9 protein-coding genes are annotated in these 12,257 nt (G+C 69.2%); 7 read left to right on the forward strand and 2 right to left on the reverse strand.

All coding sequences use genetic code 11. The annotated features are described in order from the left end of the window. Positions 1 to 82: 82 nt before the first annotated feature. Positions 83 to 1,543, reverse strand: a complete 1,461-nt coding sequence (locus ACWC09_RS02945) for a CCA tRNA nucleotidyltransferase (RefSeq protein WP_450847879.1) — start codon at positions 1,541 to 1,543, stop codon at positions 83 to 85. Positions 1,544 to 1,812: 269 nt separating this feature from the next. Between ACWC09_RS02945 and ACWC09_RS02950 the strand changes: the two genes are divergently transcribed. The 7 genes from ACWC09_RS02950 (at position 1,813) to trxA (ending at position 11,547) form a co-directional block, all read left to right on the forward strand. Then, the gene (locus tag ACWC09_RS02950; protein WP_450847881.1) at positions 1,813 to 4,200 is read left to right on the forward strand and encodes a DUF6049 family protein; all 2,388 of its coding nucleotides are present in this window, start codon (positions 1,813 to 1,815) and stop codon (positions 4,198 to 4,200) included. Between the two features lie 45 nt (positions 4,201 to 4,245). Further along, a complete protein-coding gene (gene murJ / locus ACWC09_RS02955; RefSeq protein WP_450847883.1) occupies positions 4,246 to 6,519 on the forward strand; it encodes a murein biosynthesis integral membrane protein MurJ in 2,274 nt (757 codons plus the stop codon). Positions 6,520 to 6,658: 139 nt separating this feature from the next. Further along, on the forward strand, positions 6,659 to 8,380 hold the full coding sequence (locus ACWC09_RS02960; protein ID WP_450847884.1) for a serine/threonine protein kinase: 1,722 nt from the start codon (positions 6,659 to 6,661) through the stop codon (positions 8,378 to 8,380). Positions 8,381 to 8,407: 27 nt separating this feature from the next. After that, entirely contained in the window at positions 8,408 to 9,133 is a 726-nt protein-coding gene (sigM, locus tag ACWC09_RS02965; protein ID WP_450847886.1) for an RNA polymerase sigma factor SigM, read from the forward strand. Continuing rightward, complete coding sequence (locus tag ACWC09_RS02970) at positions 9,130 to 10,035, forward strand: anti-sigma factor family protein (RefSeq protein ID WP_450847888.1); 906 nt, start codon at positions 9,130 to 9,132, stop codon at positions 10,033 to 10,035. The genes sigM and ACWC09_RS02970 overlap by 4 nt, the downstream gene beginning before the upstream one ends. Positions 10,036 to 10,204: 169 nt before the next feature. Beyond that, complete coding sequence (gene trxB, locus ACWC09_RS02975) at positions 10,205 to 11,173, forward strand: thioredoxin-disulfide reductase (protein ID WP_450847890.1); 969 nt, start codon at positions 10,205 to 10,207, stop codon at positions 11,171 to 11,173. A gap of 41 nt (positions 11,174 to 11,214) precedes the next feature. Then, the gene (gene trxA / locus ACWC09_RS02980; RefSeq protein ID WP_007383275.1) at positions 11,215 to 11,547 is read left to right on the forward strand and encodes a thioredoxin; all 333 of its coding nucleotides are present in this window, start codon (positions 11,215 to 11,217) and stop codon (positions 11,545 to 11,547) included. Positions 11,548 to 11,633: 86 nt separating this feature from the next. Here trxA and ACWC09_RS02985 read toward each other — a convergent pair whose 3' ends face one another. Then, a complete protein-coding gene (locus tag ACWC09_RS02985; RefSeq protein ID WP_450847892.1) occupies positions 11,634 to 12,251 on the reverse strand; it encodes a GNAT family N-acetyltransferase in 618 nt (205 codons plus the stop codon). Positions 12,252 to 12,257 lie beyond the last annotated feature (6 nt).

Raw genomic sequence — 12,257 nt, forward strand, 5'->3', positions numbered from 1 at the left:
GGGCGGTGTTTCACGTGAAACACCGCCCCCACAGCGCATCCAGGGTCATGTTTCACGTGAAACATGACCCTCCTTCACGACCTCAGCCCTGCGCGGCCCACCACTCCTTGAGCGCGGCCACCGCCGCGTCATGGTCCATCGGCCCGTTCTCCAGCCTCAGTTCCAGCATGTGCTGGTACGCCTGGCCGACGACCGGACCGGGTCCGACGCCCAGGGTCTCCATGATCTGGTTGCCGTCGAGGTCCGGGCGGATCGAGTCCAGCTCCTCCTGCTCCTGGAGTTGGGCGATGCGCTCCTCCAGGCCGTCGTAGGCCCGCGAGAGCGTCGCGGCCTTGCGCTTGTTCCGCGTGGTGCAGTCCGAGCGGGTCAGCTTGTGCAGTCGGTCGAGGAGAGGGCCGGCGTCACGGACGTAGCGGCGGACGGCGGAGTCCGTCCACTCCCCGGCACCGTACCCGTGGAAGCGCAGGTGGAGTTCGACCAGACGTGAGACGTCCTTCACCAGTTCGTTGGAGTACTTCAGCGCGGTCATGCGCTTCTTCGTCATCTTCGCTCCGACCACCTCGTGGTGGTGGAACGAGACCCGCCCGTCGCTCTCGAAGCGGCGTGTGCGCGGCTTGCCGATGTCATGCAGAAGCGCGGACAGCCGGAGGGTCAGGTCAGGGCCGTCCTCCTCCAGCGCCATGGCCTGCTCCAGCACGATCAGAGTGTGCTCGTAGACGTCCTTGTGGCGGTGGTGCTCGTCGCTCTCCAGACGCAGGGCCGGAAGCTCGGGCAGGACGTGGTCGGCGAGGCCCGTCTCAACGAGCAGGGTCAGACCCTTGCGCGGGTTCGCGGACAGGATCAACTTGTTCAGCTCGTCCCGCACCCGCTCCGCCGAGACGATCTCGATCCGTCCCGCCATCTCTTTCATGGCCGTCACGACCTCGGGAGCCACCTCGAAGTCGAGCTGGGCGGCGAAACGCGCGGCACGCATCATCCGCAGCGGGTCGTCGGAGAAGGACGCCTCGGGCGTCCCCGGGGTGCGCAGTACGCGGGCGGCGAGGTCGTCGAGGCCGCCGTGTGGATCGATGAACTTCTTCTCCGGGAGCGCGAGGGCCATCGCGTTCACGGTGAAGTCACGCCGGACGAGGTCCTCCTCGATGGAGTCGCCGTACGACACCTCGGGCTTGCGGGAGGTTCGGTCGTACGCCTCCGACCGGTAGGTCGTCACCTCGATCTGAAAGCTCTTATGAGCGTCTCCGACGCGGGCGTTCTTCTGCGCGCCGACCGTGCCGAAGGCGATACCCACCTCCCACACGGCGTCCGCCCAAGGACGGACGATCTTGAGGACGTCCTCGGGCCGTGCGTCGGTCGTGAAGTCGAGGTCGTTGCCGAGCCGGCGGAGCAGCGCGTCCCGGACCGAGCCGCCGACCAGGGCGAGGGAGAACCCGGCCTCCTGGAAGCGGCGGGCGAGGTCGTCGGCGACCGGGGCCACCCGCAGCGGTTCGCTCGACGCGGGGGCCCGGTTCAGGGCGCTGGTGGTGTCTTCGTTGGCGTTCGGCACAACAGAAGAGGGTACGTGGCCCGGGCGACCGTGAGCGCCTCCATTAAACGTGCACAACTCCGCCGGGACGCCTCCGCATATAACTGTCCAAGTGCACTGCTCACTCGCTTACCGCAGCGCTCACCCTTATACAGGCACATATGGGACGCCTCGCTCTTGTTCACCGATCTTGTGGAGCAGACCGCGGCACTTCCCCTCAGCGCGCATCGTTACCATGCGTGGACGCACATTGCGACGACCACTGACGACGACGAGGGACGGGCGAGCGCGTGGCCGAGGCGGCAGACTTCCAGGGGACGAGTCCCTCACCTGCCCGCCGCCGCCTGCGGCGCTCCGGAGCACTGCTCGCCGGGGCGCCCCTGCTGGCCGGCCTGCTGCTGCCCGCCGCCGGACCGGCGGACGCGGCCGGGCAGGCCTCCCTGCGGGATGCATCCGGCGCCGGCTCGGTGTCGGTCGCCCTCGACTCCCTCAGCCCCAGCGTCCCCACCGACGGGGACACGCTGACCGTGTCCGGCACGGTGACCAACAACGGCAAGCAGACGGTCACCGGCGCCCATGTGGGTCTGCGGGTCGGCCCTCAGCTCAGCACGCGCTCGGACGTCGAGACCGCCGCCAAGAACAGCGACAGCCTCCAGACGGCCACCGCCGCGGAAGTCGGCGGCAAGTACGTGGAGAAGTTCTCGAAGCTCACGCCCGGGGTGGCCGAGCACTTCAGCATCTCCGTGCCGGTCGACAAGCTGAACCTCGGCGACGACGGGGTCTACGAGTTCGCCGTCTCCCTGTCCGGCCAGACGTCGGCGCAGCAGTGGGACCAGATGCTCGGCATCCAGCGGACCTTCCTGCCGTGGCAGCCCGACGAGGCCGGCACCAAGACGAAGACGACGTTCCTGTGGCCGCTCGTCTCCACGGTCCACATGACGGCGGAGACAGGGTCGAACGACCAGCAGACGCCGGTCTTCCTCAACGACGACCTCGCCAAGGAGATCTCCCCGGGTGGCCGCCTGGACGAGATGCTGACGCTGGGCAAGGAGCTCGACGTCACCTGGGTGATCGACCCGGACCTGCTGGCCTCCGTCGACGCGATGACCGGCACCTACCGGGTCAAGGCCGACAACAACACCACCACGACCGGCACCCACCAGGCGATCGCCAAGCAGTGGCTCGCTGAGCTGCAGAAGGCGGTGGCGGGCCAGGAGGTCGTCGCCCTGCCCTTCGCCGACCCGGACCTGGCCTCCCTGGCCCACACCGGCACGACCGTCACCGGCTCGCTGAGCCACCTCAAGGAAGCCACCGACGTCGCCGCCACCACCGTGAAAACGGTGCTGCACGTGACACCGGACACCGACTTCGCCTGGCCCGTGAACGGCGCCGTGGACCCGTCGATCGTCAAGGTCGCCACCTCCGCCGGCGCCGACAAAGTGATCGCCCGCAGCGACAGCCTCCAGGAGACCGGTGGCCTGCCCTACACGCCCTCCGCGGCCCGCCCGATCGGCGGCGGCACCACGGCGGTCGTCGCGGACGCCCGTCTGTCCACGGCGTTCCAGGGCGACCTGACGAGGGCCTCCGCCTCCACGCTGGCCGTGCAGCAGTTCCTCGCCCAGAGCCTGGCGCTCAACACCCAGTCGGACAGGCAGCGCAGCATCGTCGTCGCCCCGCAGCGCATGCCGACGACCCGCCAGGCCCAGTCGATGGCGGCGGCGCTGACGGCCCTCGAGGGCGGCAACTGGTCCCAGACCCAGAAGCTCGCCTCGGCCGCCAAGGCCAAGCCGGACGCGGGCGCCACCACCAAGGTGCCGTCGACGTCCGCTTATCCCTCGTCGCTGCGCCGGCAGGAGCTGCCGCACTCGGCCTTCGACCAGATCGCGCGAACGCAGGACACCCTCGACAACTTCAGGGTGATCCTCACCAACGAGTCCCGGGTGGTGACCCCCTTCGGGCGGGCCATGAACCGCGAGATGTCCACGTCGTGGCGCGGCCGCGCCGGCTCCGCGGCGAGCTTCCGCACCAGCGTGGAGGACCACCTCGGAGAGCTGACCAGCCAGGTCAAGCTGATTGACAAGTCGCCCACCAAACTGTCGGGACGCAGCGCCACGATCCCCGTCACCGTGCAGAACAACCTGGTGCAGGGGGTCCAGCATCTGGTGCTGCGCCTCACCTCGAGCAACCCCACCCGCCTCCAGATCGGCGGCAAGGCCTACTACGAGCAGCCCATCACGGTCTCGGGCGGGCACAGCACGACCGTGAAGTTCACCACGTCGGCCAAGGCCAACGGCCAGGCGACGGTGTACGCCCAGCTGTACACCGAGGACGGCCAGGAGTACGGCAACCCCGTCAGCTTCGACGTCAAGGTCACCGAGTTCACGGCCACCGTGATGCTGGTCATCGGTGGCGGCTTCCTTCTGCTCGTCCTCGCCGGCTTCCGGATGTACACCCAGCGCAAGCGGGCCGCCCGGAAAGCCGAGGAGAACGGCGGCGACGACGAGGCGGGCGAGGGCACCGACGTGCCCCAGAACCCGGAGGACCCCGACGACCGTCTCAAGGAGGAGTCCGACACGGATGCCCGGGCAGACGACCCGGAGCAGCCGAGTGACCCGACACCGGACACCGCAGCGGAAAGCGCCGACCCGTCCGGCACGGGTGAGAGAGTGGACCGTTGAACGAAGTCGTGGCCGGTGGGCCCGGGACGATGAGGTGGGGTAACCATGAACGCGCCGTACGACGGTGACCGCGGCCGGGCCGCGGGCAGCTCGGGCCGCCCCGAGGGCCCGCCGCCCGAGCCCGGCCAGGTGCCGGCGCAGCCGCCCGCCGACATGTACCTCCAGGACGCCTACGACCAGGACCCGTACCGTGCGCAGGACCTCTCCGCGCAGGACCCGGTCGCCGAGGCCCTCTACGACCGCGCCGCGCACCCTCCGCCGCCCCCGGGCACCTACCAGCCGCAGCAGCCGCTGTACGCACAGCCGCCGCAGTCGGCGTACGCCCCCGATCCGCAGGTGTGGGCCCAGACCCCGGCACCGGAGCCGGACGGCCCCACCCAGTACCTGCCCTACGGCGACAATCCGCGCACGACCCAGTTCGTGGGCGTCGACGACCTGGTGACCCAGGCCGGCGAGGAGCGCCACGAGCCGGACGCCTTCGCCCACCTCTTCCGGGACCAGCAGCAGAGCGGACGGCCGACGGATCCCCCGTCGGTGCCGGGCCCCGCGGTCGCCCCCGGAGGCCCGCCACCGGTGCCGCAGTACCAGGCGCCCTCGGCCCCCGCGCCCGCGGGGGCCGACGAAACCATGAACCTCGGCACCGCGCCCGCCGTCGCCGCGGCGGCAGCGCCGGCCGCGGCGAAGAAGAGCGGGAAGGCCGGCGGCCTCCTCAAGTCGAGCGCCGTGATGGCCGCGGGCACGATGGTCTCCCGCCTCACCGGCTTCGTCCGCTCGGCCCTGATCGTCTCCGCGCTGGGCACGGCACTCCTCGGTGACACCTTCCAGGTCGCCTACCAGCTGCCGACGATGATCTACATCCTCACCGTCGGCGGCGGTCTCAACTCCGTGTTCGTGCCGCAGCTCGTGCGCGCCATGAAGGAGGACGAGGACGGCGGCGAGGCCTTCGCCAACCGGCTGCTGACGCTGGTGATCGTGGCGCTCGCGGCGCTCACCGCGGTCGCGGTCCTCGCCGCGCCGGTGCTCGTCCGGGTGCTCTCGAACCCCGTGGCCAGCGATCCGGCCGCCAACGAGGTCGCGGTCACCTTCACCCGCTACTTCCTGCCCTCGATCTTCTTCATGGGCATCCATGTGGTGATGGGCCAGATCCTCAACGCCCGCGGCAAGTTCGGCGCGATGATGTGGACCCCCGTCCTCAACAACATCGTCATCATCGTGACGTTGGGAATGTTCCTGTGGGTGTACGGCACCTCGGCGAGCTCCGGCATGACGGTCACCACCATCCCGCCGGAGGGCCAGCGGCTTCTCGGTATCGGCGTCCTGCTCGGGCTCGTCGTGCAGGCGTTGGCGATGATCCCGTATCTGCGCGAGACCGGGTTCCGGCTGCGGCTGCGCTTCGACTGGAAGGGCCACGGTCTGGGCAAGGCGGCGATGCTCGCCAAGTGGACGGTGCTGTTCGTCCTTGCGAACCAGGCGGGCGCGCTCGTCGTCACGCAGCTGGCCACCGCGGCCGTCAAGGACACGAACATCGCCGGCACCGGCTTCAGCGCCTACGCCAACGCCCAGTTGATCTGGGGTCTGCCGCAGGCCATCATCACCGTCTCCCTGATGGCCGCCCTGCTGCCGCGGATCTCGCGCTCGGCGGCCGAGGGCGACGCCGGTGCCGTCCGCGACGACATCTCACAGGGCCTGCGCACCACGGCCGTCGCCATCGTCCCGATCGCCTTCGGCTTCCTCGCCCTGGGCATCCCGATGTGCACCCTGATCTTCGGCACTTCGGGCACGGGGGCCGCCACCAACATGGGCTACATGCTGATGGCGTTCGGCCTCGGCCTGATCCCGTACTCGGTGCAGTACGTCGTCCTGCGCGCCTTCTACGCCTACGAGGACACCCGGACGCCCTTCTACAACACGGTCATCGTGGCAGGGTTCAACGCAGCCGCATCGGCACTCTGCTACATCGTGCTGCCGCCTCGCTGGGCCGTCGCCGGCATGGCCGCCTCGTACGGCCTCGCCTACGCGATCGGCGTCGGGGTCGCCTGGAATCGGCTGCGCAAGCGGCTCGGCGGCGACCTGGACGGCGCCCGTGTGCTGCGGACATACGCCAGGCTCTGCATCGCCTCGGTGCCCGCGGCGGTGCTCAGCGGTGCGGCTTGTTATGGGATCGGCCACACACTCGGCCAGGGTGTCGTCGGATCCTTCGCGGCGCTGCTGGCGGGCGGGGCGATTCTCCTCGGGATCTTCTTCGTAGCCGCACGCAAGATGCGCATCGAGGAGCTGAACTCGCTGGTCGGCATGGTCCGCGGGCGTCTGGGGCGCTGACGCGGGGGTACGCGCACAACCATCGTCCGCCACCGTGTGTCGTGCATACCGGCGGACTGTGGGCACAATTGGTTTTGGCGTCGGACGGCGCGCACGAAGGTCGGTCGGCGCGCAACGAATGGGGAGGCAGGGAACGACGGTGGCGGAACGGAGCACGGCTGCCGTCGACGTGGCAGACAACAGCGGCGACGAGCCGCTGACCGCACAGGCGGACCAGTCCACGGCCGACGGGGTGGCCCAGAACCGGGAGCGGGACACGGACATCGACGAGGCACAGGGGAGTGGCGGGACCGAGGGTCCCGAGAAGGCCTCACCACCCGAACTGCACAGCGGCCACAAGCTGGCCAGACGGTATCGGCTCGAGGAATGCGTCACCCGTCTGGACGGATTCAGCAGCTGGCGGGCGGTGGACGAGAAACTCCGGCGTGCCGTCGGCGTCCACATCCTGCCCGCGGACCATGCGCGGGCGCGGTCCGTGCTGGCCGCGGCTCGATCCTCGGCGCTGCTCGGTGATCCGCGCTTCGTCCAGGTCCTGGACGCCGTCGAGGAGAACGACCTCGTCTACGTCGTCCACGAGTGGCTGCCCGATGCCACCGAGATGACCGCGTTGCTCGCCTCCGGTCCGCTGGAGCCGTACGACGCCTACCAGATGGTCAGTCAGATCGCCTCGGCGATGGCTGCCGCGCACCGTGAGGGCCTCGCCCATCTGCGGCTGAACCCCAACGCGGTGCTTCGGACGTCGAGCGGCCAGTGGCGCATTCGCGGCCTCGCCGTCAACGCCGCGCTGCGCGGCATCGGTTCCGAAACCCCGCAGCGCACCGACACCGAGGCCATCGGCGCGCTCCTGTACGCCGCGCTCACCCAGCGCTGGCCGTACGAGAACGACGCCCACGGCCTGACCGGGCTGCCCAAGGACATCGGTCTGATCGCACCCGACCAGGTGCGGGCCGGTGTCCACCGGGGCCTGTCCGAGCTCAGCATGCGCGCGCTCGCCAACGACGGGGCGACCGCCTCCCGTCACGAGTCGGCGTGCACGACGCCGGAGGAACTGGTCAAGGCGATCGGCGAGATGCCCCGCATCCGCCCGCCGGAGCCGGCGTACACAGCGCCGCCGGAGTACCAGCGCACGACGTATCAGCAGGGCACCTACGGCCGCCCGGCACCGCACCCCGGCGCCACCCAGCCCGTACCGGCCCCGCCGGCCCCTCTGGAGAGCCGAACCGGCAAGGCGTTGAAGTGGGCCGTCTCGGCGCTTCTCATCGCCGCGCTGGGACTGGGCAGTTGGCAGCTCGCCGAAGTCCTCATGGACAACGGCAACAAGTCCGACGACACCAACAAGACCCAGACGACGGACGGCAACGGCAAGAACAGCGCGGCACCGAAGCCGGTCAAGACCCTCAAGGTCGAGGGGGCGCAGGAGTACGTCGCCAAGGGGGACGCCCAGCACCCCAACGACGTCGACAAGACCTACGACGGCGACAGCTCCACGTACTGGCGCACCGCTAGCTACAAGGACGGTCCGGACATGAACCCGGCCTTCAAGCCCGGCGTCGGCATCGTCTACGACTTCGGATCCGAGCAGGAGGTCTCGGCGGCATCGATAGGGCTCTTGTTCGGCGGTGACCACACGACCGTCACGCTATATGCGACCGACTCCATGAGTTCGTCGGTTCCGATCACCTCGATGACGAAACTGGGATCCGGGACCACCACGGGAACGTCTGCCAAGGTGACGGTCGCGAAGCCGGTGAAAAGCCGGTACGTGCTGGTGTGGTTCACAGCGCTGCCCTACGCACAAGCCGACGGGTACAGCGGCACGGGCTACAAGCAGGCCATCACCGATCTGAAGTTCACCGGCTGAGCACTTCGTCCAAGGGGAGGGGGTCCGATGGCAGATGACACCGCATACGGCGACGCGAGCGATCAGGACCTCCTGGCCCGCCATGTAGAGGGCGACCCGGACGCCTTCGGTGAGCTTGTGCGGCGTCATCGGGACCGCCTGTGGGCGGTGGCCCTGCGGACGCTGGGAGACCGCGAGGAAGCCGCTGACGCCGTTCAGGACGCCCTCGTGTCGGCCTACCGGGCCGCCCACACCTTCCGCGGCCAGTCGGCCGTCACGACCTGGCTGCACCGGATCACGGTGAACGCCTGTCTCGACCGTGCCCGGAAGGCGGCCTCACGGAAGACCTCTCCGGTCGACGACACCGAGCGGCTGGAGCAGCTGCTGGAGCCGCACGAGGAGGCCTCGGCTCCCGCCGAGCGCAACGACCTCCACCGGCAACTGCTGGAGGCGCTCGGTACCCTCCCGCCCGACCAGCGCGCCGCGCTGGTCCTCGTGGACATGCAGGGATACCCGGTCGCCGAGGCCGCCCGGATGCTCGACGTCCCGACCGGAACGGTCAAGAGCCGCTGCGCCCGCGGCAGAGCCAGACTGCTGCCGCTGCTCACCCATCTACGGCCGGAAAACGCCGGAGGCGGCAAGGAAGAGGGTGAGAGGCGGAACCGGACCCAGGGGACATCCGTCCCACCGGCAGCGGGACCGCCGACTGCCGGTCCACGTGATACCGGGCCGAGTGATTCAGCTGCTGTGAAGGGCGGAGGTGGGCGAGCGTGACATCCACGACGGACATGGCCGGACACCCGGACGTCGCCGAGATCTCCGACCTCACCGAGGGCCTGCTCCCCGCGTCCCGGACCGCGGATGTACGCCGGCATCTGGACGAGTGCGAGCTCTGCGCCGATGTGCACGCCTCTCTGGAGGAAATCCGGGGACTGCTCGGCACGCTTCCCGGCGCGCCCCGCATGCCCGACGACGTCGCCGGACGCATCGACGCCGCACTTGCCGCCGAGGCCCTCCTGAGCGCCACGGCGCCCCGGACCGAGGACACCTCCTCCTCGCGCGTCACCGCATCCCGCTCCTTCACCGACGCGGACGACAGCGCTCATGTTTCACGTGAAACATCGGTCACCGCCGGCCGGCCTTCCGGACACGCGCGCTCCTCGACCACCGGACCGGGCCGCAAGGACCGCAAGCGGGCCGGACGCCGCAGGATCGCCGTCCTCGGCAGTGTCTTCGCCGTCGCCGCTCTCGGACTCGGTTCCGTGCTGATCGCCACGCACGACGACGGTCGACAGACCAGCGCGGCCGACACCTTCTCCCCGAAGACGCTCGACCTGCAGGTCTCGAATCTTCTCTCCAAGGGCCAGGACTCCGGGCGGGGCTCCGTCGCACCGCACGACAGTGTCGGCGTTCAGGGAGGCCCGAGCATCGTGTCCCCCAAGCTCGACCGGGCGCCCACGGTGCCTCCGTGCGTCCAGAAGGGCATCGGACGCAACGACGCGGCGCTGGCGACCGAGGAGGGCACCTACAAGGGAACCAAGGCCCTGCTGGTCGTTCTCGCCGACCCGTCCGACAGCACCAAGGTGAACGCCTACATCGTGGACACGAACTGCGTGAGCCACCCGTCGTCCGGCAAGGCGAACGTTCTGCTGAAGCAGTCCTACGCCAAGCCGTAAAACCCGACGCTTCGACTCCCTTCCATGTGGTCTCCCGTTCGGTGTCGCAACCCCGTGTGCCCGGACACAGCGGGAATGCGCGCCCCTTAGGATCCGTTGGGTGGGGTGAGAGTTCTGAGAGGGGCTCCCACCGGTCCGAAGACGCAGTCCAGAGACGAGGAAACAAGCCGTGAGCGACGTCCGTAACGTGATCATCATCGGCTCCGGGCCCGCCGGCTACACGGCGGCGCTCTACACCGCGCGCGCGTCGCTGAAGCCACTGGTGTTCGAGGGCGCCGTCACCGCCGGCGGTGCGCTCATGAACACCACCGAGGTGGAGAACTTCCCCGGCTTCCAGGACGGCATCATGGGCCCCGAGCTCATGGACAACATGCGCGCCCAGGCCGAGCGGTTCGGCGCCGAACTCGTCCCGGACGACATCGTCTCCGTTGACCTGACGGGTGAGATCAAGACCGTCACGGACACCGCGGGTACCGTGCACAGGGCGAAGGCCGTCATCGTCACCACCGGCTCACAGCACCGCAAGCTCGGTCTGCCGAACGAGGACGCGCTCTCCGGGCGCGGTGTCTCCTGGTGTGCCACCTGTGACGGCTTCTTCTTCAAGGACCAGGACATCGCCGTCATCGGCGGCGGCGACACGGCGATGGAGGAGGCCACCTTCCTCTCGCGCTTCGCCAAGTCCGTGACGATCGTCCACCGCCGGGACACCCTGCGCGCCTCGAAGGCGATGCAGGAGCGTGCCTTCGCCGACCCGAAGATCAAGTTCGTGTGGGACAGCGAGGTCGCCGAGGTCCAGGGCGAGCAGAAGCTCTCCGGTCTGAAGCTGCGCAACCTCAAGACCGGTGAGCTGAGCGACCTGGCGGTCACCGGCCTCTTCATCGCGATCGGCCACGACCCGCGCACCGAGCTCTTCAAGGGCCAGCTCGACCTGGACGAGGAGGGCTACCTCAAGGTCGCCGCGCCCTCGACCCGGACCAACGTGACCGGTGTGTTCGCCGCCGGTGACGTGGTGGACCACACCTACCGCCAGGCGATCACCGCGGCCGGCACCGGCTGCTCCTCCGCTCTCGACGCCGAGCGTTTCCTCGCCGCCCTCGCGGACGAGGAGCAGGCCGAGCCCGAGAAGACCGCTGTCTGACCCCCTTCCGCCCCACGCACCAACCAGTTAAGGAGCCCGCCGTGGCCGGCACCCTGAAGAATGTGACCGACGACTCCTTCGAGCAGGACGTCCTCAAGAGCGACAAGCCCGTCCTGGTGGACTTCTGGGCCGCCTGGTGCGGTCCGTGCCGCCAGATCGCCCCGTCGCTCGAGGCGATCGCCGCCGAGTACGGCGACAAGATCGAGATCGTCAAGCTCAACATCGACGAGAACCCGGGTACGGCCGCCAAGTACGGCGTCATGTCCATCCCGACGCTGAACGTCTACCAGGGCGGCGAGGTCGCCAAGACCATCGTCGGCGCGAAGCCGAAGGCCGCGATCGTCCGCGACCTCGAGGACTTCATCGCCGAGTGACGTTTCACGTGAAACACGAATGGGCCGGCCCCCACGGGCCGGCCCATTCGTCTTGAAGTCGAGATCTCAGAGCGTGAGGCCGGAGCTCACAGCGGCCTGAGTGCCGGTTCCTTCTGCACGGCGCCCAGCAACCGGTCGAGCGCCATCTCCACGTCTTCCTTCCAGGAGAGCGTCGTCCGCAGCTCCAGTCTCAGCCGCGGGTACGTCGGGTGAGGGCGGACCGTCTTGAAGCCCACCGCCGTCAGATGGTCGGCCGGCAGGACACAGGCGGGTTCCTTCCACCGCGCGTCGCCGAAGGCCTCGATGGCCTTGAAGCCCCGCCGCAGCAGATCCTTGGCGACCGTTTGGACCATGACCCGGCCCAGTCCCTGCCCCTGATATCCGGGCATGATGAACGCCGTCATCAACTGCACCGCATCCGGCGACACAGGGCTCGTGGGGAACGCCGTGGAGCGGGGGACGTAGGCGGGCGGGGCGTAGAGCACGAAGCCCACCGGTACGTCGTCGACATAGACGACCCGGCCGCAGGATCCCCAGTCCAGCAGGACGGCCGAGATCCAGGCCTCCTTCTCCAGGGCGGCTGTTCCTGCTCTTATTGCGGCTTCTCCGCTGACTGGGTCCAGCTCCCAGAAGACACACGAGCGACAGCGGTTGGGAAGGTCCTGAAGGTTGTCCAGCGTGAGCGGTACGAGCCGTCGCCCCATGAAGGC

The organism is Streptomyces sp. NPDC001617, from assembly GCF_053596855.1.

Excerpts from the sequence above, each read along its gene's own strand:
- murJ (WP_450847883.1), top strand. The coding sequence starts at position 4,246 with ATGAACGCGCCGTACGACGGTGACCGCGGCCGGGCCGCGGGCAGCTCG.
- ACWC09_RS02985 (WP_450847892.1), bottom strand. The coding sequence starts at position 12,251 with ATGGGGCGACGGCTCGTACCGCTCACGCTGGACAACCTTCAGGACCTT.
- sigM (WP_450847886.1), top strand. The coding sequence starts at position 8,408 with ATGGCAGATGACACCGCATACGGCGACGCGAGCGATCAGGACCTCCTG.